Source organism: Streptomyces sp. NPDC039736 (genome assembly GCF_055596485.1).
This window is the reverse complement of record NZ_JBVIUQ010000002.1, coordinates 556,525-575,792: the sequence shown is the minus strand read 5'-3', so window position 1 is coordinate 575,792 and position 19,268 is coordinate 556,525. Positions and strand designations below refer to the sequence as shown.

Sequence of the window (19,268 nt, the reverse complement as noted above, 5' to 3'; positions counted from 1 at the left end):
GAGGGCGGGCAAGGGGGCGGCCCCTCCCGCTCCCGGCCCGCCCGGGTGCCGCCCCTCGCGTCAGCGCCTGTGCCGGACGCGCGTCCCCGCCAAGGTCGAGACCCCAGCCCCGTACCGGACGCGTCAGCCCCGCCCGGCTCGGGCAGAGAGGCCCCGGACCCGCCCCTTTCCCTAAGGCGCTCGCCGCGCGGCTGCCTTCGGTTCACTGCGGGTGCGTCGTGGCTGGTCGCGCAGTTCCCCGCGCCCCTGGCGGGGCGCACCGCCCGGTGGGAAATGTGCAGGAGCGTCGTGACGGGGCGCGCACGCACCGGCCCCGGGGGCCCCCGCCCAGCCGTCAGTGTGACGCGTCAGGCGTCGAGGACCGCTCGCCACTCCCCCACCGCGTCCGCGCACACCGCCCCCGTCCACCCCCGCGGCCTCGCCGCCCCCCCGATGTGGAACGCGTTGATCCCGGCCGAGCGCAGCACCGGCAGGTGGTCCAGGCGCAGGCCGCCGCCGACCAGGATCTCCGGCGCGTAGCCGGGCGAACCGGCCCGGTCCGCCTCCGCCAGCAGGGTCGGCAGGCCCGCGTCGACGCCCTCCGCCGAGCCCGCCGTCAGGTACGTGTCCAGCCCCGGCAGGTCCGCGAGCTGCTTGCGGGCCGCGTCCCGGTCCGCCGCCCGGTCGATCGCCCGGTGGAAGGTCCAGCGGCAGCCCTCCAGTTCCGCGACGAGCCGCTCGACCGTGACGAGGTCGGGGTTCCCGGCCGGGTCGAGGAAGCCCAGTACGAACTCCTCCGCACCCTCGGCCCGCAGCGCCCGCGCGTCCTTGACCAGCGACTCCACGTCCTGCGGCGAACCCGCGGCGAAACCGTCCGCGGCCCGCAGCATCACGCGCAGCGGAATGTCCACGGCCGCCCGGATCGCCGCGAAGGTCTCGGCCGGGGGCGTCAGCCCGTCGGCGGCCATGTCCGTCACCAGTTCGAGCCGGTCGGCCCCTCCGGACTGGGCCGCGACCGCGTCCTCGGCGTCGAGGGCGATCACCTCCAGGACTGCGCGCTCACTCATGGGGTTCGGTTCCTTCGCCATCGCCGACACGGATACAGGTCTAGTCCAATATCCAGACTAGGGCCCGCAACGGAACCGCGCACCACCCTCGTGCGACGCGCGATCGGCATCTGGCGGAAAGAGCACCCGTCGCCTTATACCCCCCGGGGGTAAGTGAGCGGACCTTGCATCGCATGGGGGTGGGGGGTATACATGGAGGCAACGCATACCCCCCAGGGGTAAATGAGCCCGCCCTCGGAGCAACCCCCGCCTCGCGCCACAGGGAGCAGTCCATGACCGTCCAGACCCCCGCCGCCACCTCCACCCCGGCGGCCCCCGCCCACGTCGAGCTCGCCATCGGGGGCATGACCTGCGCCTCCTGCGCCGCCCGCATCGAGAAGAAGCTCAACCGGATGGACGGCGTCGAGGCCACCGTCAACTACGCCACCGAGAAGGCCCGCATCGTCTACGACGGGGACAGCACCGCCGTCGCCGACCTCATCGCCACCGTCGAGAAGACCGGGTACACCGCCGAGGAACCCGCTCCCCCCGTACGGGAGGAGGACCCGCCCGAGTCCGGGGCGCCCGACGATCCAGCCCTCGTGTCGCTGCGGCAGCGGCTCGTCACCGCGACCATCCTGGCCGTACCGGTCATCGCGATGGCCATGGTCCCCGCGCTCCAGTTCGAGTACTGGCAGTGGCTGTCGCTGACGCTGGCCGCGCCCGTCGTCACGTACGCCGCCTGGCCCTTCCACCGGGCGGCGTGGACCAACGCCCGGCACGGCGCGGCGACGATGGACACACTCATCTCGGTCGGCACGTCGGCCGCCTTCCTGTGGTCCCTGTGGGCGCTGTTCTTCGGCACCGCGGGGATGCCCGGCATGACACACCCCTTCGAGTTCACCATCGCCCGCAGCGACGGCGCCGGGAACATCTACCTGGAGGCGGCGGCCGGGGTCACCGCGTTCATCCTGGCCGGGCGCTACTTCGAGGCGCGGTCCAAGCGGAAGGCGGGGGCGGCGCTCAAGGCGCTGATGCAGCTCGGGGCCAAGGACGTCACCGTGATCCGGGGGGACGGCGGCGAGGCCGTCGTGCCGATCGCGGAGCTGAGGGCCGGGGACCGCTTCCTCGTACGGCCCGGCGAGAAGATCGCCACCGACGGCAGGGTGGTCGAGGGCTCGTCCGCCGTCGACGCGTCGATGCTGACCGGCGAGTCCGTGCCGGTGGAGGTGGGCGTCGGGGACGGCGTCACCGGAGCCACCCTCAACGCCGGCGGCCGGCTCGTCGTGGAGGCGACGCGGGTCGGCGCCGACACCCAGCTCGCCCGGATGGCCAAGCTGGTCGAGGACGCCCAGAACGGCAAGGCCGCCGCGCAGCGGCTCGCGGACCGGATCTCCGCCGTGTTCGTGCCGGTCGTGATCGCGCTGGCGCTCGGCACGCTGGGGTTCTGGCTGGGCAGCGGCGCGGGCCTGACGGCCTCCTTCACGGCGGCCGTCGCCGTACTGATCATCGCCTGCCCGTGCGCCCTGGGGCTGGCCACGCCGACCGCGCTCATGGTGGGCACCGGGCGGGGCGCGCAGCTCGGCATCCTGATCAAGGGGCCGGAGGTCCTGGAGAGCACCCGCAAGGTCGACACGATCGTCCTCGACAAGACGGGCACGGTCACGACGGGCCGGATGACGCTGCTGTCGGTGCACACCGCCCAGGGGGTCGAGGAGGCCGAGGTCCTGCGGCTGGCGGGCGCGCTGGAGAAGGCGTCCGAGCACCCGATCGCACAGGCGGTGGCCGCGGGCGCGGCCGCGAAGACGGGGACGCTGCCCACCCCGGAGGACTTCGCGAACGTACCCGGACTCGGCGTCCAGGGCGTCGTGGACGGGCACGCGGTCCTCGTCGGCCGCACGAAGCTGCTGGGCGAGTGGGCGATGTCCCTGCCCGCGGAGCTGGAGCGGGCGAAGGAGGCGGCGGAGGCCGCGGGGCGCACCGCCGTCGCGGTCGCCTGGGACGGAGAGGCCCGTGCCGTCCTCACCGTCGCCGACGCCGTCAAGGACACCAGCGCGGAGGCCGTCCGCCGGCTGCGCGCCCTCGGCCTGACCCCGATCCTGCTCACCGGCGACAACAGGGCGGTGGCGGAGGCCGTCGCGGCGGAGGTCGGCATCGAGCGGGTCATCGCGGAGGTCATGCCGGAGGACAAGGTCGGCGTCGTCATGTCCCTCCAGCAGGAGGGCCGTTCGGTGGCGATGGTCGGCGACGGCGTGAACGACGCGGCCGCGCTCGCCCGGGCGGACCTGGGGCTGGCGATGGGGACCGGCACCGACGCCGCGATCGAGGCGGGCGACCTGACGCTCGTACGGGGAGACCTGCTGGCCGCGGTGGACGCGATCCGGCTGGCCCGGCGGACCCTGGGAACCATCAAGTCCAACCTCTTCTGGGCGTTCGCCTACAACGTGGGCGCGCTGCCGCTGGCGGCGGCGGGACTGCTGAACCCGATGATCGCGGGAGCGGCGATGGCGTTCTCGTCGGTGTTCGTGGTGGGGAACAGCCTGCGGCTGCGGGGGTTCAAGGGCGCTGCGTGAGGGGCGGGTTGCGGGATGCGGGGGGAGCCCGGGGCCGGTGGGTCCCGGGCTCCCGCCTTTTTCCGCGGCCCCGCCGGTACCCGTCCTCGGCCTTCGGTGATACCCATCAGCTATGGACGTGCACACCAGGGACCTCCGCTACTTCCTCGCGGTGGCGACCGAGCGGGACCTCTCCCGGGCCGCGGCGTCGCTCTGCGTGTCCCCGCCGGCCCTGAGCCGGCAGTTGCGACAGCTCGAACAGGCCCTGGGGGCCGCGCTGTTCGTCCGCGACCCGCACGAGGTACGGCTCACGGAGGCCGGCGAGGCGCTTCTGCCGCACGCCCGGATGACCTGCTCCACCTGGGAGTTGGGCACGGTCGCGCTCTCCGCGCTGCGCACGGCGACGGCCGGGGTGCTCACCGTCGGCCTGAGCGCGGGCCCGGGGCACGAGGGTCTGCTGCCCGCGATCCGCTCCCGCTTCACCGAGGCCCACCCGGAGGCGACGCCCGTACTGCGGGAGGCCGGGTGGGGCGACCCCACGGCCGGGCTCGCCGACGGCGGCAGCGACGTCGCGTTCGTGTGGCTGCCGCTGCCCGAGCCGTCGCGGTACGCACACCTGGTGCTGGCGGAGGAGCCCCGGCTGGTCGTGCTGCCGGCGGGGCACCGGCTGGCCGGCCGCCCCTGGGCCGACTTCGCCGACCTGCTCGACGAGCCCTTCCTCGCGCTGCCCGACGCGGCGGGGCCGCTGCGGGACTACTGGCTGGCGACGGACGCGCGGGGCGGGCTGCCGGCACGGGTGGGGGCGGTGGTGAGCGGTCCCGACGAGACGTACGAGGCGGTGGCGGCGGGGCGGGGGGTGGTGCTGGTCGCGTCCGGCAGCGCGGAGGCGCTGCTGCGGGGCGGCGTGGTGGCGGTCCCGGTGCGGGGGGTCACCCCGTCCCGGTACGCGCTGGCGTGGCGCCGGGACGACATCCGCCCGCTGGTACGGGCCTGGGCCCGCGCCGCCCAGCACGTCACCCGGGCGCACGCCCCCGGGGGTTCCCCGCACCCCTGACCGGGCACGGCAGACTGGGCCCATGACCACCCCGTACCCCGAGCTCCTCCAGCGGTGGGCCGCGACCGTCACCGCCCTCGTCCCGGGCGCGGCCCCCGTCGACCCCGAGCCCTACGCCCGCAACCTGCTCGGCCGCTGGGCCGAGCCGCACCGCGCGTACCACACCCCCGCCCACCTCGCCGCCGTCCTCGGCCACCTCGACACCCTCGCCGACCACCCCGCCGACCTCCACCTCGTCCGCCTCGCCGCCTGGTTCCACGACGCCGTCTACCACCCGGAGCGCGACACCAACGAGGACCGCTCCGCCCGCCTCGCGGAGCGTGCCCTGCCCGAGCTCGGCATCGGGGAGAAGGAGACCGCCGAGGTCGCCCGGCTGGTGCGGCTGACGGTCACGCACGACCCGGAGCCCGACGACACCAACGGCGAGGCCCTGTGCGACGCCGACCTCGCCGTCCTCGCCGCCTCCCCCGAGGACTACGCCGCCTACGCCGCCGCCGTGCGGACCGAGTACGGCTTCGTGCCCGACCCCGATTTCCGCACCGGGCGCGCCGCCGTCCTCACCCAGCTCCTGGCCCTGCCCCGGCTGTTCCGCACGCCCTACGGCGCCAGGCACTGGGAGGACGCCGCCCGCCACAACCTCAGCACCGAGCTCGCCCTCCTGAGCCCGTGAGCAACGCAAGCAACGCAAGCAGCGACGGCAGCGGCTGGACCCTGACCCGACAGGAGGCCCTACCTTCACCCGCATGAAGATCGTCGTGCACGACTCCGCCGCCGCCCACCTCCGCCTCCTCCAGCTCCCTCCAGCCGACCGCCGCGCCGCCCTGCGCGAGATCTACGCACCGCTGCACCCCGCCCTCGCCGCGGCCTTCGGCGGTCACGCCGACCTCGTCGCCACCCATGAGCAGGGCGTCGGCTTCCCGCTCGACGGCGACGACCCCCGGCTGCCGGAAGCCGTCGAGCGGATGCGGGAGGCCCGGGTGTGGGAGCGGGTCGAGGGCGCCCTCCACGCGGCCCGGGACCTCCTCCGCACCGCGCCCGGCGTCCGTACCCCCGACACCGTGCACGTCGTCCTCGTCCTCGGCGACCCCGACGACCCGCACCTCGTCACCCGCAGCAAGGGCTACTTCGGCTTCGGCGGCATCCCCGGCGCCATCCACCTCGTCATGTGGCCCACCCCCGAGGCCCTCGCCAGGATCGGCCACGCCGCCGCGCACGAGCTGCACCACAACGTCCGGTACGCCAACGTGGTGTGGGACCCGGCGACCGTGACCGTCGGGGAGCAGGTCGTGGCCGAGGGGCTGGCCGAGGCGTTCGTACGGGAGCTGGCCGGGCCCGAGGCCATGGGGCACTGGGCCACCGCCCTCACCGGGGCCGCGCTGGACGACGCGTACGAGAAGGTGACGGCCGGGATCGACGTCGCCGGGATGCAGAACCTCACCGCGTACGTCCACGGCGACGCCACCGCCGCCCTCCTGAACCCGGACGCCGTCCCGCTCGGCATCCCCGACATGGCCGGTTACGCCACCGGCCTGCGCATCGTGGACGCGCACCTCGCGGCCACCGGCCTCACCGCCGCCCGGAGCGTCGCGCTGCCCGCCCGCGAGGTGCTGAGCAACGCGGGGGTGCCGACCACGGCCTGAGCCACGCCCCCGTCGCGAGCCGCAGACGTAACCCCTGAGCCACACTGAACCCCATGGAACCGCAGCACGCCCCCGGGGAAGACCTCACCGTCGGCCGCGCCGCCGCCCTCGTCGGCGTCAGCGTCAAGACGCTCCACCACTGGGACGGCATCGGGCTGGTGCGCCCCCGTTCGCGGACCCGGGCCGGATACCGGGTGTACGGGGCCGAGGACGTCGCCCGCCTCCACCGCGTACTGGTCTACCGCGAACTGGGCCTCCCGCTCGCCGAGATCGGCCGCATCCTCGACGACCCCGGCGCCGACGCCCGTACCCATCTGCGCCGCCAGCGCGTCCAACTCACCGAGCGGGTGGCCCGGTTGGAGCGGATGATCGTCGCCGTGGACCGCATGCTGGCCGCCTCCGGGCCCGGCGGCATGCGGCTCACCCCCGAGGAACAGGTGGAGATCTTCGGCGCCGACTGGCAGCCCGAGTGGATCGAGGGCGCCGAGGAGCGGTACGGCGACAGCCCCCAGTGGGCGCAGTACCAGGAGCGCGCCTCCCGGCTGAGCCGCGCGGAGTGGGAGGAGGTCGCCGCCGCCACCCACACCCTCCACCAGGACCTGGCCGCCGCCCTGCGCGCGGGCACCGCCCCCGGCTCCCCCGAGGCCAACGCCCTCGCCGAACGGCAACGGGCGCTCCTCTCCACGTACTTCGACTGCACGCACGCCATGCAGGTCTGCATCTCCCGCATGTACGTCACCGAGCCGGGCTACGCGGACTCCTTCGAGGCACTGGCGCCCGGCCTCACGGCGTGGCTGCGCGACATCGTCTGCGCGAACGCGGCGGCGCGGGGGACCGACCCGGAGACGGCCGCCTGGCCCACGTGAGCGGGGCCCGCCGGCCGGCGCCCCGCGCTCAGTGGTGCCAGGGCAGCCGCACGGGCCGCTCCGGCACCCGCCCGGCCGTCAGCTCCCGCACCAGGGACGCGGTCCCGTGCGGGTACACCGTTCCGCCGCCCGCGACGAACTCCTCCAACTCCCCCACCGGCCACCAGCGGTGACCCGCGTGGGAGTCCCGCTCCAGACCCACGAGACCGCTCACGTCGACCTCGTACGACGCCACCCGGCAGTGGAAGAAGACATCCCGGAAGACCCCCTCCGCCCAGCCCACATCGGCGTACCCGGAGGTCTCCGCGACCGCCTCCCCGAGCGCCGACTCGGGCACCTCCAGCCCGGTCTCCTCCCGCAGCTCCCGCGCCGCCGCGCGCACGAGGCTCTCGCCCTCCTCGACGCCGCCGCCGGGGGTGCACCACCCGACCGCCCCACCCCCGCGGAAGCCGAGCAGCAGCACCCGCCCGCCCTCGTCGACCACCAGCACCCGGGCGGACGTCCGCCGCGTCTCCCCACCCCGATCAGCCACCCGGCCACCCTACGGTCCCGCCTGCCGCCTGCCGCCTACCGGGAGCGGTGCTCGGCGGCCGGGCGGGCCGCCGCGACGGCCTCCGCGAGGCGGCGTGCGGTCTCCACGTCGCACCGGCCCAGGTCGATCAGCGGGGTGGGCACGTCCCGGGCGCAGGAGGCGGAGTCCAGGGCCAGCGACGGCAGAGTGAGACCGGCGGCGACCAGGGCCTCACGCAGCGTGCGGATCGTTTCTTCAGCGGCTCGGATGCCGAGCTCCTTCGTCGTCATGATCTATATCTCTACCGGCCGTATGGTGCTTATGCGTCAGGCGAGTTGAAAGCCCCCCGAAGGGGACCGTTGAGGTGACGCACCGGTCCGGGAATGGCCGAGTTCGACGACTTGTTGAACGGTGTCATGCCCCCCTCTGATCAGTCGCGTCAACCGGACGCCCCTGCCGACATACCCGCTCCGCCTCCCGCCCCCGCGCCCCGCGCCCGGATGCCGCTCGCGGTCTACATGCTGGGCCTCGCCGTCTTCGCGCTGGGCACGAGCGAGTTCATGCTCTCGGGGCTGCTGCCCCCGATGGCCGAGGACCTGGACGTGTCCATTCCGCAGGCGGGCCTGCTGATCTCCGCGTTCGCGATCGGCATGGTGATCGGCGCCCCGCTGCTGGCCGTGGCGACCCTGCGCCTCCCCCGCCGCACCACCCTCATCGCGCTGATCACCGTCTTCGGCCTCGGGCAGGTGGCGGGCGCGCTCGCCCCCACGTACGAGCTGCTCTTCGCGTCCCGTGTCGTGAGCGCCTTCGCCTGCGCCGGGTTCTGGGCGGTCGGCGCGGCGGTGGCGATCGCCATGGTGGACGTCGGCTCGCGGGCCCGCGCGATGGCGGTCATGATCGGCGGCCTGAGCATCGCGAACGTGCTGGGCGTCCCGGCGGGCGCCTTCCTCGGCGAGCACCTGGGCTGGCGCTCGGCGTTCTGGGCGGTGGGCGCGGCCTCGGCGGTCGCGCTGGCCGGCGTGGTGACCCTCATCCCCCGCATCCCGCTCCCCGCCGAGAAGCCGCAGCTCAAGCGGGAGCTGAGCATCTACCGCGACCGCCAGGTGCTGGTCTCGGTGCTCATCACGGCGCTGGCCGCCGGCGGTGTCTTCTGCGCCTTCAGCTACCTCTCGCCGCTGCTCACGGATGTCGCGGGCCTGGACTCGAAGTGGGTCCCGTGGGTGCTGGGCCTCTTCGGCGTCGGCGCGCTCGTCGGTACGACGGTGGGCGGCATGGTCGCCGACGCGCGCCCCTTCGGCGTCCTGATCGGGGGCATCAGCACCTCCACCGTGCTGCTCGCGGCCCTGGCCCTGTTCGGCTCGACGGCGGCGGTCGCTGTCACCCTCTCCTTCGCCCTCGGCTTCTCGGCCTTCTTCACGGCCCCGGCGCTGAACGCGCGGATGTTCAACGTGGCGGGCGCGGCCCCCACCCTCGCGGGCGCGACCACCACCGCCGCCTTCAACATCGGCAACACGGGCGGCCCGGCCCTGGGCGGCACGGTCATCGACGCGGGCTGGGGCTTCGCGGCCACCGCCTGGGCGGGCGGCGCGATGACGGTCGTCGCGGTGGGCCTCGTCCTCCTGTCCCTGCGGTGGCAGCGGACGGACCGGGCCGCGTCGAGGCTGGTGGCGTCGGGCGCCCCGGCGAGCTCGCCCGCCCCGGTCTCCTCCCCGAGGGCGGCCTCCGCCCCTCGCCCGAAGTAGCGGGCGGGCGGCGCGGGCCACTCGCTCAGTCGAGCCGTGGCACCGGGCGGCCCGGGGCGTCCAGCCACACCCGGTGCGATCCGTCGGCGGTGACGGTGAGCCCGAACCGTTCCGGCCCGGGACTGCCCGCGCCACGCCACCAGGCGTGAGCGGCCTCCACCAGATCCCACAGGGGCCGCGACCCGTGCTGCCACACGGTGAAGCGCTCGTCGTTCCGCCCGTCCCAGTCCACGGCCGCCCACGACGCGGCGTCCGTGGTCGCCACCCACAGACGGCGGGCGACTCCCGCGAGACCGGGGTCCTCGTGCCAGGCCCGCCACACCCGCCGTAGCTGAAGGCCGATCGCGAACCGGGCAGCCCAGTCGTCCCCTGCCACCGTCCAGGGGGCGAGCCCGGAGCGGGACTCGGCGGGCACGTGGTCGTCCCGCACCACGTCCCGGAAAATCCGCAGGTCCCTGCGTTGTCCGCGCATCAGCATGAACGCCGAGTACGGGAAGAAGGGGCCCGAGGCCGCTCCGTACCCGTCGACTGTCAACCGCAGCAGCCCGTAACAGAGCCACGGCGATTCCCATGGAAGCAGGATCACCCCGCCCGGCTTCGTCTGGGCGATCCATGCCGGGGGCACTGAGCGCACTGAACAAGTGGCGATCACCCGGTCGTACGGGCCGTCGGCCTCGTACCCCGACTCCCCGTCAACGCAGACGGCATGAGGTCTCAGTCCGACAGCCGCGAGGTCGCGTACCGCCCGGTCGGCGAGGGCCTGGTCCACTTCGAGTGTGGTCACGCGCTCGGGGCCGAGGCGGTGTGCCAGGAGCCCGGCGTTCCACCCGGTGCCCGTGCCGATCTCCAGGACCCGCTGTCCCGGAGACACGTCCAGGAGGTGGAGCATGCGGAAGACGATCGAGGGCGCGGAGGCCGAGCACGACGGCCAGCGGTCCTCGGGGTCCGCCACCTGGCCGTCGTTCACCTGCGTGATCACCGGAGTGTCCGCGTACGCGTGCCGCAGCCAGGTCTCCGGGTCGGTCTCCCGGGAGCACTGCCCTCACGCGTCCCCCACCCAGATCCGGTCCGGGAGGAAGCGGTGCCGGGGAACGGCCCAGTACGCGTTCTCCCAGGCCGGGGCGGGTGAAGCCCCGAGGCCTTCGCTCATCGAGCGCAGCAGTCCACGCATGGCGGCCCGCTCGCTCCCCTCCCTCACCGTCATCGTCGCACGCCTGCTTCCCCTTGTGCTTCGGCTCGGGTGCCGGCTTCGCCGTGTCCGAGGACGGCTTGCCGGTCCCGGGGTCCTTGGGCCCCGCGTGCTTCCCGTCGCCACCGCTGCCGCCCTTGCCGGTTCCCCAACCCATGGTGATCTCCTTCGACTTCGCATTCGACGTGCCTCGAACGATCTGTTGCGGCGAGGGCGGTTGCCGGACGCATGCCGTCCGGTCCTCCCTCGCAGAGCCCTCACTCGGCGGAGACGCCGCCCCGCCTCCGGCACCGCGCACACCTGCACAGCGGCCACACCCCGCTCGTCATGGGCGCGAGCCGGCCGCCGCTCCGGACCACCTGGGTCGTGGACCAGCTCCGCCCACCGTCCCGCGACACCCGCATCGTCATCAGCGGGTGTGTCGCGGCCGACGCTGTTCGGGGACCGGTCCCGGAGGTGGGCTTGGTGCCGGGAGCCGGGTCCGGATTCAACTCCGCCGCCCGTGCGGATGGTTGCGCAGCTCGACATCGGCATCCGTGACCGCCGAGTAGTCGAACTCCTCCCGGGCCTGCTCCCTCTGCCGCACGAGCGCGGCACACACCCCGCATCCTTCGACGGACACCGGGGCCTCCAACGGAAGCCCGAGGTGTACTGGTGAACTCGTCGTCTGCTGCATGGCAACCACCCGTCATCGGATCTCACGACTGCCGCACCTTACTGCTATTCGCGAATAGTGGGAAGATTTGGCGAGAGGTGCCACTTAGAGTGAGATGCGCCCGGTGCGAGGCTGGGAGCCGCAAGAGGACGCGCAGGCCGCACGGGAGGACGCCATGAGCAGCAGCGACGAATGGGCCAGCAGCACATCGACCCCCTACCTCGCGCCGCGCGCGACGGGGCAGTCCGACGCGTGGACCGCCGAGACCGCCGCCGCCGGGCGCAGGGGGACACAGACCGTCGTCCGGGCCGGCGAGGTGCCGGCCTCGGAGGATGTGGCGGCCCTGTTCGGCGTGACGGCGGGGACTCCCCTCGTCGCGCGCCGCCGAATCATGCAACTCGACGGCATTCCGTCGGAGTTGACGGACACCTACTACCCCTCAGCCATCGCCCTGGGCACTCCACTCGCCGGTACGGCCAAGATCCGGGGTGGCGCGGTGACGCTGCTGGCCGAACTGGGGCACGTCGGCGTACGCGTACGCGAGGAAGTCACGGCACGCATGCCGGACGCGGCCGAACGGGAAGCGCTGCACATGGGCGAAGGCGAACCCGTACTGCGGCTCACCCGTGTCACCCTGGACGCCGACGACCGTCCCATCCAGGCCGACGTGATGCTGATGCCCGCCCACAGCCAGCGTCTGCGTTACGAGATCAGGATCGGATGACCGTGCCCCGCAACGACCCCACCGCCGCCTCCTCTTCTGACCGACGCCCCCTCCACGAACGGATCGCCGCCGATCTGCGCGACGAGATCATGAGCGGCGACCTGCCGCCCGGCGGCAAGCTGCCCTCCACCGTCAAGCTGAAGGAACGGTTCGACGCTTCCAGCGCGACCGTGCAGAAGGCGCTGCAACTCCTCAAGGAGGAGGGGCTGGCCGTGGGCCGGGCGGGTTCGGCGGTCACCGTACGCGAGCACCGGCAGCGGACCATGCGTCCCGCCTCCTACATGGCCCCGGCCCCCTCCAGCGAGCCGTACCGCTGGCTCACCGAGACCTCGAAGCTCGGGGCCCACCCGCACAGCACCCTGCTCGACGTGACCGAAACCGTTCCGCCGGCCGACGTCGCGGCCCGCCTCGGGCTCGGGGAGGGCCGCACCGCGATCCTGCGCCGCCAGATCCTCACCCTGGACGGCGAACCGGTGGAACTGGTGGCCTCGTACTACCCCGCCGACATCGCGCGGGGCACCCCTCTCACCGAGCGACGCAAGATCCGGGGCGGCACCCCGGCCCTGCTCGCCGAACTGGGCTTCCCGCCCCGCCGCAGCGTCGACCGCGTATCGGCCCGCGTCCCCACTCAGGAACAGACCGCCGCACTGCGACTGCCCGGCAACCTCCCGGTCCTGCGCACCCTCCGGGTAGTCCTCAGCAACGCGGAACGCCCCATCGAGGCCACGGTGATGGTCAAGGCCGGGCACCTCTACGAGTTGCAGTACGAATTCACGCCGGAGTAGTCGCACGAGGGGCTGAAGAGATGGGTCAAGTGCCGGAACTCTTGGACCGGGCAGCTTTCCGCCGACTGTTCGAAACATTCGTGCACACTGCCTGGCGGTTGGAGACACGCCGTGGCTACGCATCCGACCGACAGGACCCCGACTTCCAGACGTTCCTGGACACCGGCACCTCAGCCTGCGACCCCGACGACCCGTGGTTCGTGAACATCAAGGCCCAGACCGAAGCGGGCAAGACGGTCGGCCGGGTACGCATCGCGGACAACCCGCCCACCACCGGGCAGTTGTTCCTGCTCGACTACGCCCGCCACAACGCCGCCGTGGGCGAGGACATCCGGTACCTGTGGCGCGAGGACGCCGAACGCGTCGCGCTGCCCGCCGAGGACTTCTGGATCTTCGACTCACGACTGGTCGCCCTGTTGCGCTTCGACGACGAAGACAACCTGCTGCACATCGAGCTGATCACCGAACCCGCCCAGGTCGTCCGGTACTGCGTCGCACGCGACGCCGCGATGCACCACGCGCTCCCCCGCGCCTCCTTCGCCGCACAGCTCGCTCGCCCCCGGCACCCCACGCCGAGATTCGAGAATCCAGGGCCGAGACGCATTCTCTGAGGAATGGATGGCGAGGTCTTACCCACCCCCCACCCCGATCGCGGGCGCACGCGCACGCCCGCGCGCAGGAGGGCTCAACTCCCCCGCATCACCCGGAAGATGACTTTCCGCGACCGTGTGGCGACCAACCGTCGTGACCGTGTACCGTGCGTGACAACAAGTCGGCCCCCGCGGGTGGTAGCACACCACACGGAGGCCTGACCACCGCGATACAAGCCTGCTAGAAAGGCGATCTGCAATGGCTGTCGGCCAGCTTAGTCGTGCCCCGCACGCGCCCGCACACCCCATGGCCGTGACGGGCTTCGGAAAGCAGTCCGCGCCGGACCAGGAGCCGCGCCACCGGACGTCGTTCAGCCACCTCGCCGCCCGCGAGGAAGCCGTCGCCCGGTACATCGACCGGCTTCCCGACGGCTCCGACATCAGCATCAAGACCCTGGCCCGCGAGCTCCCCGCGTACGGGCAGTGCGCCGTCGCGTCCGCCCTGCGCAAGCTCACCACCGCCGGTCACCTGCGGCGATTCCGCGAAGCCCTGCACGGGCAGGACAACACCGTGCGGTGGGTGCAGCGCACGTACTTCTCGCGGACCGCCCGGCCCGACGCCTGGTGGCAGTCGTTGGTGCGGGGCGAGAGCACCGAGAGCGAGCCCGAACGGTCCGGCGATCCGGAGCGGCGAGCGTACGTCGCCCTCGCCCGGCTCTCGCACCGCGTACCGCAGTTGACGCTCTCCGACCAGGCCTGCGAGGAGCTCGCCCCGTACGCCGCCGAGTGGTTCAGGCGCGGTGCTTCGGAGGACCGGCTGATGAACGCGCTCGGGCTGATCGTGCCGAAGGTGGTGCACAGCCCGTTCCGGTTCGTGCAGGCCAAGCTGCTGAGGGAGCTGCCGCCGCCGCTGCCCGCACCCCGGCAGGGCGTGCTGGTGATGGAGTGCGCCGAGTGCGGGGTCCCCGGTGCGCCCGCCGCGCTCCCCGGCGGGCTGTGCCGCCCCTGCCGCAGCGAGCCCCATGCGCGGGACCGGCGCGGGCTGCCCGCCGATGTCGTACGGGGGAAGGCCGCGCGCATCCGGCACGACCTGCCGAAGCGAGCGGACAGGAGGCCGGACAGGACGCCGCGGCACGGCACCGCGAGGTGACCCGCTACGCGGCCCCGTGGCCGTGCTTGCGCCGCCGCAGGCCGGCCGCCGTGAGGCGGCGGACGATTTCCTTGCTGCCGACCTCCACGGCGCCGGCCGCGACGGCGTCCGCGTACCGCGCCTCCGGAACGTCGTAGTGGTCGCGCTCGAAGGCGCGCGGCGGGCAGCCGATGGACGCCGCGAAGGCGTGCAGCTCCTCGTACGACACGTCGCTGACCAAGTGCGACCAGAGGCGGCCGTGGCCGGGCCAGGTCGGCAGGTCTATGTAGACCGTCATGCCGGGGGCAGCTTCCCGACGGGGGCGACGGCGACGACCGCCTTGGTGCAGACCCAGTGCGGGTCGGGACCCAGCTCCGGTTCCACCTCCAGGGCGTGCGGGTCGCCCTCGTGGCAGACCGGGCACAGCGGCCAGCGGCCGTACTTCTCCAGCAGCGCGTCCTGCACGTCCTGGGCGATCAGGCCCGTGACGTACTCGGCCCCGTCGGGCCACTGCTCCACCCACCAGCGCCGGTGCACCACGGCGTCCTCGACGATCGACACGATGCCGGGGTCGGCGACGTCGCGGGCGGTCAGGTCGGCCATGACCTGGGCGCGGGCGGTGTGCAGGGACTGTTCCAGGGGGGTCATGGGTCCATTGTCGCGCGGCGGGGCCGAAGTTCCCGGGCGAGTGTGACCTCCGCACCGTTGACTCACCCCTTCGGTTGAAAATATCTTTCAGGCGTGAGCGACACAGTGAAGGAAAGTTCCAGTACGCCGGACGCGGTGCCCGCGGCGGCTTCGGCCGCGGAAGCGCCCCCCGCGCCCGCGGCCCTCGCCGCGAAGGTGCGGACCCTCGCCCCCTCCATGACCCGCTCCATGCAGCGCGTCGCCGAGGCAGTCGCCGGGGACCCCGCCGGGTGCGCCGCCCTCACCGTGACCGGGCTGGCCGAGCTCACCGGGACCAGCGAGGCCACCGTCGTACGCACCTCGCGGCTGCTCGGCTACCCCGGCTACCGGGACCTGCGCCTGGCCCTCGCCGGACTCGCCGCGCACCAGCAGTCGGGGCGCGCGCCCGCCGTCACCGCCGACATCGCCGTCGACGACCCGATCGCGGACGTCGTGGCGAAGCTCGCGCAGGACGAGCAGCAGACCCTCGCCGACACGGCGGCGGGCCTGGACACCGTCCAGCTCGGCGCCGCCGTCGGCGCGCTGGCCGCCGCCCGGCGCGTCGAGATCTACGGCGTCGGCGCGTCCGCCCTCGTCGGCATGGACCTCGCCCAGAAGCTCCAGCGGATCGGGCTGTTCGCCCACGCCCACAGCGACGCGCATCTGGCCGTCACCAACGCCGTCCTGCTCCGCGCCGGTGACGTCGCCATCGCCATCACCCACTCCGGGTCCACCGGCGACACCATCGAGCCGCTCCGCGTCGCCTTCGAGCACGGGGCGACGACGATCGCGGTCACCGGCCGCCCCGGCGGGCCCGTCGCCCAGTACGCCGACCACGTCCTCACCACCTCCACCGCCCGCGAGAGCGAACTGCGCCCCGCCGCCATGTCGAGCCGGACCAGTCAGCTCCTGGTCGTGGACTGCCTGTTCGTCGGCGTCGCCCAGCGCACGTACGACACGGCGGGCCCCGCGCTCTCCGCCTCGTACGAAGCACTCGCCCACCGCCACCACCCCCGCACCGCGCGACAAGGAACCCCCACCCCATGAACGCCACCCCGTACAGCGACCTGCGTGCCCAGCTCGACATCCTCACCACCGAGGCCTTCCGCCCCGAGCTCGCCGAGATCGACCAGCTCTCCACGCCCGAGCTGGCCGCGCTCATGAACAGCGAGGACGCGACCGTTCCGGCGGCCGTCGCCGCCGAGCTCCCCCGGATCGCCGCCGCCATCGACGCCATCGCCGAACGGATGGCCAGGGGCGGCCGGCTGGTCTACGCCGGCGCGGGCACGGCCGGACGCCTCGGGGTGCTCGACGCCTCCGAGTGCCCGCCCACCTTCAACACCGGCCCCGGCGAGGTCGTCGGCCTGATCGCGGGCGGCCCCTCCGCCCTGGTGAAGGCCGTGGAGGGGGCGGAGGACAGCAGGGAGCTGGCCGCCGCGGACCTCGACGCGCTGGAGCTGACGGGGGACGACACCGTCGTCGGGATCTCAGCCTCCGGCCGCACCCCGTACGCCGTCGGCGCCGTCGAGCACGCCCGCAGCCGCTGCGGAGCGCTCACCGTCGGCCTGTCCTGCAACGCGGACAGCCCGCTGGCGGCGGCCGCCGAGCACGGCATCGAGGTCGTCGTCGGGCCCGAACTCCTGACCGGCTCCACCCGGTTGAAGGCGGGCACGGCCCAGAAGCTCGTACTGAACATGATCTCGACGCTGGTCATGATCCGGCTCGGCAAGACGTACGGGAACCTGATGGTCGACGTCCGCGCCTCCAACGAGAAGCTGCGGGCCCGCTCGCGTCGCATCGTCGCGCTGGCCACCGGCGCGGACGACGCCGAGATCGAGGCCGCCCTCACCGCCGCCGACGGAGAGGTGAAGAACGCGATCCTCATCGTCCTCGGAGAGGTGGACGGCCCCACCGCCCGGACCCTGCTCAAGGAAGAGCACGGACACCTCCGCGCGGCCCTCAAGTCGGCCCGCGACACCGCCTGAACCCCCCTGCCCCCCGCACAGCAAGGCACCCCGCACCATGAGCACCGGCACCCCTGAGAACAAGAACCGCGCCACCGCCGCCGCGATCCTTCCGCTCGTCGGCGGCGCGGACAACGTCACCTCGGTCGCCCACTGCATGACCCGGCTCCGGCTGGGCCTGCGCGACCGCTCGCTCGTCCAGGACGACGCCCTGAAGGCGGTGCCCGCGGTCATGGGCGTGGTCGAGGACGACACGTACCAGATCGTGCTCGGGCCGGGCACGGTCGCCCGGGTCGCCCCCGAGTTCGAGGCCCTCGTCGAGGAGGGCAGGTCCGCCTCCGCCGGCGCCCCGACCGCCGAGCAACTGGCCGCCGAGGGCGCCGCGCTGCGCGCCGCGCAGAAGGCGAGGAACGCGACCCCGTTCAAGCTCTTCCTGCGCCGCATCGCCAACATCTTCGTCCCGCTGATCCCCGCCCTCATCGGCTGCGGCATCATCGCCGGCCTCAACGGACTGCTCGTCAACCTGGGGTGGCTCCCGGCCGTCACCCCCGCCCTCGCCTCCATCGCGTCCGGCTTCATGGCGCTGATCGCGGTGTTCGTCGGCTTCAACACGGCGAAGGAGTTCGGCGGCACGCCCATCCTGGGCGGTGCGGTCGCGGCGATCATCGTCTTCCCCGGCGTCGCGAAGATCGACGCGTTCGGCCAGACCCTCTCGCCCGGTCAGGGGGGCGTGCTCGGCGCGCTGGGCGCGGCGGTCCTCGCGGTCCACGTCGAGAAGTGGTGCCGCAGGTGGGTCCCGGAGTCCCTGGACGTCCTGGTCACCCCCACCCTCACCGTCCTCCTCTCCGGCCTGGTCACGATCTTCGGGCTGATGTTCGTCGCGGGCGAGGTCTCCACGGCCATCGGTACGGGAGCCAACTGGCTGCTCGACCACACCGGCGCCTTCGCGGGCCTGGTCCTCGGCGGGTTCTTCCTCCCCCTGGTCATGCTCGGCCTGCACCAGGCGCTGATCCCCATCCACACCACCCTCATCGAGCAGCAGGGCTTCACGGTCCTCCTGCCCATCCTGGCGATGGCGGGCGCGGGCCAGGTCGGCTGCGCGGCGGCGGTCTTCCTGCGCCTGAAGAACAACCACTCCCTGCGCGACACCATCAAGTCCGCGCTGCCCGCCGGAGTCCTGGGCGTGGGCGAGCCGCTCATCTACGGCGTCTCCCTCCCCCTGGGCCGCCCCTTCGTCACCGCCTGCGCGGGCGGCGCGGCGGGCGGGGCCTTCGTGGGGCTCTTCTCGATGCTGGGCGACAAGGTGGGCTCGACGGCCATCGGCCCGTCCGGCTGGGCGCTCTTCCCCCTCCTCCAGGGCAGCCGGGGCCTCGGCACGACGGCCGCGATCTACGCGGGCGGCCTGCTGGTCGGTTACGCCGTCGGGTTCCTGGCGACCTACTCCTTCGGCTTCACCAGGACGATGCTGGCGGAACTGAACGCCCCGGCGACCGGGCAGGCCGCCGACCCCGAGCAGCCCGGGGACCCGGTCGCCGTCTGACGCTCAGCGCGGAAAGCGCGAGGTGTCCAGTTCCCCGCCGAAGGGCTCGGGCAACACCACCGGCTCTCCGAAGGGCACCCGGTCCATGTGCTTGTACGCGCCGTTGTGCGGCTCGGTGAACAGGGTGCTGGTCGGCCCGTGCTCGTCGAACCGGTCGATCAGGAGGTAGGCGGGGACGGGCGCGTGCGCGTACGCCCAGAGCTTCTTGGTCCGGTCGTCACGGGCATTGCCCCGGGAGGTGATCTCCACGACGAGAAGCGCTTCGGCCGCGTCGAGAGGGTCGGTCACGTCCGGGTCGTCGTCCGCCACGAAGCGCTTCGGCATCACCACCAAGTCGGGGATGTAGAGCTTGTCGAGACGGGCGATGTGGATGCCGAGCGTCTGGTACACACCCGATTCGGAGGGCTTGACCCCGTACAGGTACTCCTGCAGCTCGTCGGCGATGGCGTTGTGGTGGCGGTGAGGCGGCGGTACCAAGACGATCCGTCCTTCGTCGATCTCGGCGCGCCAGCCCTCGGGCACATCCAGTCCGCGCCAGGTTCCCAGCAGGTAGTCCCACGGCCGGACGGTCTGCGGCTGATCGTGCTCAGCCATCGCAGCGGTCATCGCGGTTCCCTTCTCTCCTGGCCCGAGGAC

21 protein-coding genes and 1 pseudogene are annotated in these 19,268 nt (G+C 73.3%); 13 read left to right on the top strand and 9 right to left on the bottom strand.

Annotated features, from left to right (window positions below):
* Positions 1 to 347: 347 nt before the first annotated feature.
* Positions 348 to 1,046 carry a copper homeostasis protein CutC gene (locus tag ACZ56L_RS07665; protein WP_401754536.1) on the bottom strand — a complete coding sequence of 233 codons (699 nt, stop codon included), beginning with the start codon at positions 1,044 to 1,046 and terminating at the stop codon, positions 348 to 350.
* Positions 1,047 to 1,318: 272 nt separating this feature from the next.
* Between ACZ56L_RS07665 and ACZ56L_RS07660 the strand changes: the two genes are divergently transcribed.
* The 5 genes from ACZ56L_RS07660 to ACZ56L_RS07640 all read left to right on the top strand — a co-directional run bounded on the left by ACZ56L_RS07660 (position 1,319) and on the right by ACZ56L_RS07640 (position 7,137).
* Positions 1,319 to 3,598: a heavy metal translocating P-type ATPase gene (locus tag ACZ56L_RS07660; protein WP_471062434.1), complete on the top strand. Its 2,280-nt coding sequence runs from the start codon at positions 1,319 to 1,321 to the stop codon at positions 3,596 to 3,598.
* A 112-nt stretch (positions 3,599 to 3,710) separates the two neighbouring features.
* Positions 3,711 to 4,631, top strand: coding sequence for a LysR family transcriptional regulator (locus ACZ56L_RS07655; RefSeq protein ID WP_471062432.1), 921 nt, complete (start codon positions 3,711 to 3,713; stop codon positions 4,629 to 4,631).
* A gap of 22 nt (positions 4,632 to 4,653) precedes the next feature.
* Positions 4,654 to 5,301 (top strand): HD domain-containing protein, encoded by a 648-nt coding sequence (locus ACZ56L_RS07650; protein WP_468686697.1) that lies wholly within the window; start codon positions 4,654 to 4,656, stop codon positions 5,299 to 5,301.
* A gap of 73 nt (positions 5,302 to 5,374) precedes the next feature.
* Positions 5,375 to 6,271 (top strand): DUF2268 domain-containing putative Zn-dependent protease, encoded by an 897-nt coding sequence (locus ACZ56L_RS07645; RefSeq protein ID WP_471062430.1) that lies wholly within the window; start codon positions 5,375 to 5,377, stop codon positions 6,269 to 6,271.
* A 53-nt stretch (positions 6,272 to 6,324) separates the two neighbouring features.
* Entirely contained in the window at positions 6,325 to 7,137 is an 813-nt protein-coding gene (locus tag ACZ56L_RS07640) for a MerR family transcriptional regulator (protein ID WP_345221623.1), read from the top strand.
* Between the two features lie 28 nt (positions 7,138 to 7,165).
* Here ACZ56L_RS07640 and ACZ56L_RS07635 read toward each other — a convergent pair whose 3' ends face one another.
* Both ACZ56L_RS07635 and ACZ56L_RS07630 read right to left on the bottom strand, forming a co-directional pair.
* Positions 7,166 to 7,669, bottom strand: a complete 504-nt coding sequence (locus ACZ56L_RS07635) for an NUDIX hydrolase (protein WP_471062428.1) — start codon at positions 7,667 to 7,669, stop codon at positions 7,166 to 7,168.
* A gap of 35 nt (positions 7,670 to 7,704) precedes the next feature.
* Positions 7,705 to 7,938, bottom strand: a complete 234-nt coding sequence (locus tag ACZ56L_RS07630) for a hypothetical protein (RefSeq protein WP_401754554.1) — start codon at positions 7,936 to 7,938, stop codon at positions 7,705 to 7,707.
* A 210-nt stretch (positions 7,939 to 8,148) separates the two neighbouring features.
* Between ACZ56L_RS07630 and ACZ56L_RS07625 the strand changes: the two genes are divergently transcribed.
* The gene (locus ACZ56L_RS07625) at positions 8,149 to 9,390 is read left to right on the top strand and encodes a Cmx/CmrA family chloramphenicol efflux MFS transporter (protein ID WP_345226367.1); all 1,242 of its coding nucleotides are present in this window, start codon (positions 8,149 to 8,151) and stop codon (positions 9,388 to 9,390) included.
* Positions 9,391 to 9,415: 25 nt separating this feature from the next.
* Here ACZ56L_RS07625 and ACZ56L_RS07620 read toward each other — a convergent pair whose 3' ends face one another.
* From ACZ56L_RS07620 to ACZ56L_RS07610, 3 genes are all read right to left on the bottom strand, one after another.
* Positions 9,416 to 10,396, bottom strand: a complete 981-nt coding sequence (locus ACZ56L_RS07620) for a methyltransferase domain-containing protein (RefSeq protein ID WP_471062818.1) — start codon at positions 10,394 to 10,396, stop codon at positions 9,416 to 9,418.
* A 36-nt stretch (positions 10,397 to 10,432) separates the two neighbouring features.
* Positions 10,433 to 10,594, bottom strand: a complete 162-nt coding sequence (locus tag ACZ56L_RS07615; protein WP_471062426.1) for a hypothetical protein — start codon at positions 10,592 to 10,594, stop codon at positions 10,433 to 10,435.
* Between the two features lie 472 nt (positions 10,595 to 11,066).
* Positions 11,067 to 11,255, bottom strand: a complete 189-nt coding sequence (locus ACZ56L_RS07610) for a hypothetical protein (protein WP_471062424.1) — start codon at positions 11,253 to 11,255, stop codon at positions 11,067 to 11,069.
* 154 nt (positions 11,256 to 11,409) lie between these two features.
* Between ACZ56L_RS07610 and ACZ56L_RS07605 the strand changes: the two genes are divergently transcribed.
* From ACZ56L_RS07605 to ACZ56L_RS07590, 4 genes and pseudogenes are all read left to right on the top strand, one after another.
* The gene (locus ACZ56L_RS07605; RefSeq protein ID WP_345221612.1) at positions 11,410 to 11,958 is read left to right on the top strand and encodes a GntR family transcriptional regulator; all 549 of its coding nucleotides are present in this window, start codon (positions 11,410 to 11,412) and stop codon (positions 11,956 to 11,958) included.
* Positions 11,955 to 12,743, top strand: a complete 789-nt coding sequence (locus tag ACZ56L_RS07600; protein WP_471062422.1) for a GntR family transcriptional regulator — start codon at positions 11,955 to 11,957, stop codon at positions 12,741 to 12,743. Before ACZ56L_RS07605 ends, ACZ56L_RS07600 begins: the two co-directional genes overlap by 4 nt.
* Positions 12,744 to 12,769: 26 nt before the next feature.
* Positions 12,770 to 13,354: pseudogene (locus ACZ56L_RS07595) on the top strand (DUF6879 family protein); the annotation flags it as partial.
* Between the two features lie 238 nt (positions 13,355 to 13,592).
* Entirely contained in the window at positions 13,593 to 14,483 is an 891-nt protein-coding gene (locus ACZ56L_RS07590) for a hypothetical protein (RefSeq protein WP_471062420.1), read from the top strand.
* Positions 14,484 to 14,487: 4 nt separating this feature from the next.
* On the opposite strand, the gene ACZ56L_RS07585 is transcribed toward ACZ56L_RS07590, so the two are convergent.
* Together ACZ56L_RS07585 and ACZ56L_RS07580 are read right to left on the bottom strand one after the other, a co-directional pair.
* Positions 14,488 to 14,760: a DUF4031 domain-containing protein gene (locus tag ACZ56L_RS07585; RefSeq protein WP_471062418.1), complete on the bottom strand. Its 273-nt coding sequence runs from the start codon at positions 14,758 to 14,760 to the stop codon at positions 14,488 to 14,490.
* Positions 14,757 to 15,110, bottom strand: coding sequence for a hypothetical protein (locus ACZ56L_RS07580; RefSeq protein WP_345221587.1), 354 nt, complete (start codon positions 15,108 to 15,110; stop codon positions 14,757 to 14,759). The genes ACZ56L_RS07585 and ACZ56L_RS07580 overlap by 4 nt, the downstream gene beginning before the upstream one ends.
* 135 nt (positions 15,111 to 15,245) lie before the next feature.
* Here ACZ56L_RS07580 and ACZ56L_RS07575 point away from each other — a divergent pair, with 135 nt between their 5' ends.
* From ACZ56L_RS07575 to ACZ56L_RS07565, 3 genes are read left to right on the top strand one after another with little or no spacing between them, the layout of a single operon-like run.
* Positions 15,246 to 16,175, top strand: coding sequence for a MurR/RpiR family transcriptional regulator (locus tag ACZ56L_RS07575; RefSeq protein ID WP_401755624.1), 930 nt, complete (start codon positions 15,246 to 15,248; stop codon positions 16,173 to 16,175).
* Positions 16,172 to 17,113 carry an N-acetylmuramic acid 6-phosphate etherase gene (gene murQ, locus ACZ56L_RS07570; RefSeq protein ID WP_471062415.1) on the top strand — a complete coding sequence of 314 codons (942 nt, stop codon included), beginning with the start codon at positions 16,172 to 16,174 and terminating at the stop codon, positions 17,111 to 17,113. The genes ACZ56L_RS07575 and murQ overlap by 4 nt, the downstream gene beginning before the upstream one ends.
* Positions 17,114 to 17,150: 37 nt before the next feature.
* The gene (locus ACZ56L_RS07565) at positions 17,151 to 18,632 is read left to right on the top strand and encodes a PTS transporter subunit EIIC (protein WP_471062413.1); all 1,482 of its coding nucleotides are present in this window, start codon (positions 17,151 to 17,153) and stop codon (positions 18,630 to 18,632) included.
* Between the two features lie 3 nt (positions 18,633 to 18,635).
* Here ACZ56L_RS07565 and ACZ56L_RS07560 read toward each other — a convergent pair whose 3' ends face one another.
* Positions 18,636 to 19,238 (bottom strand): Uma2 family endonuclease, encoded by a 603-nt coding sequence (locus ACZ56L_RS07560; RefSeq protein WP_471062411.1) that lies wholly within the window; start codon positions 19,236 to 19,238, stop codon positions 18,636 to 18,638.
* Between the last annotated feature and the right edge of the window lie 30 nt (positions 19,239 to 19,268).

Coding starts and splice junctions, on each gene's coding strand:
- ACZ56L_RS07665 (WP_401754536.1), bottom strand. CDS start 1,046: ATGAGTGAGCGCGCAGTCCTGGAGGTGATCGCCCTCGACGCCGAGGAC.
- ACZ56L_RS07660 (WP_471062434.1), top strand. CDS start 1,319: ATGACCGTCCAGACCCCCGCCGCCACCTCCACCCCGGCGGCCCCCGCC.
- ACZ56L_RS07655 (WP_471062432.1), top strand. CDS start 3,711: ATGGACGTGCACACCAGGGACCTCCGCTACTTCCTCGCGGTGGCGACC.
- ACZ56L_RS07650 (WP_468686697.1), top strand. CDS start 4,654: ATGACCACCCCGTACCCCGAGCTCCTCCAGCGGTGGGCCGCGACCGTC.
- ACZ56L_RS07645 (WP_471062430.1), top strand. CDS start 5,375: ATGAAGATCGTCGTGCACGACTCCGCCGCCGCCCACCTCCGCCTCCTC.
- ACZ56L_RS07640 (WP_345221623.1), top strand. CDS start 6,325: ATGGAACCGCAGCACGCCCCCGGGGAAGACCTCACCGTCGGCCGCGCC.
- ACZ56L_RS07630 (WP_401754554.1), bottom strand. CDS start 7,938: ATGACGACGAAGGAGCTCGGCATCCGAGCCGCTGAAGAAACGATCCGC.
- ACZ56L_RS07625 (WP_345226367.1), top strand. CDS start 8,149: ATGCCGCTCGCGGTCTACATGCTGGGCCTCGCCGTCTTCGCGCTGGGC.
- ACZ56L_RS07615 (WP_471062426.1), bottom strand. CDS start 10,594: ATGACGGTGAGGGAGGGGAGCGAGCGGGCCGCCATGCGTGGACTGCTG.
- ACZ56L_RS07610 (WP_471062424.1), bottom strand. CDS start 11,255: ATGCAGCAGACGACGAGTTCACCAGTACACCTCGGGCTTCCGTTGGAG.
- ACZ56L_RS07605 (WP_345221612.1), top strand. CDS start 11,410: ATGAGCAGCAGCGACGAATGGGCCAGCAGCACATCGACCCCCTACCTC.
- ACZ56L_RS07600 (WP_471062422.1), top strand. CDS start 11,955: ATGACCGTGCCCCGCAACGACCCCACCGCCGCCTCCTCTTCTGACCGA.
- ACZ56L_RS07590 (WP_471062420.1), top strand. CDS start 13,593: ATGGCTGTCGGCCAGCTTAGTCGTGCCCCGCACGCGCCCGCACACCCC.
- ACZ56L_RS07585 (WP_471062418.1), bottom strand. CDS start 14,760: ATGACGGTCTACATAGACCTGCCGACCTGGCCCGGCCACGGCCGCCTC.
- ACZ56L_RS07580 (WP_345221587.1), bottom strand. CDS start 15,110: ATGACCCCCCTGGAACAGTCCCTGCACACCGCCCGCGCCCAGGTCATG.
- murQ (WP_471062415.1), top strand. CDS start 16,172: ATGAACGCCACCCCGTACAGCGACCTGCGTGCCCAGCTCGACATCCTC.
- ACZ56L_RS07565 (WP_471062413.1), top strand. CDS start 17,151: ATGAGCACCGGCACCCCTGAGAACAAGAACCGCGCCACCGCCGCCGCG.
- ACZ56L_RS07560 (WP_471062411.1), bottom strand. CDS start 19,238: ATGACCGCTGCGATGGCTGAGCACGATCAGCCGCAGACCGTCCGGCCG.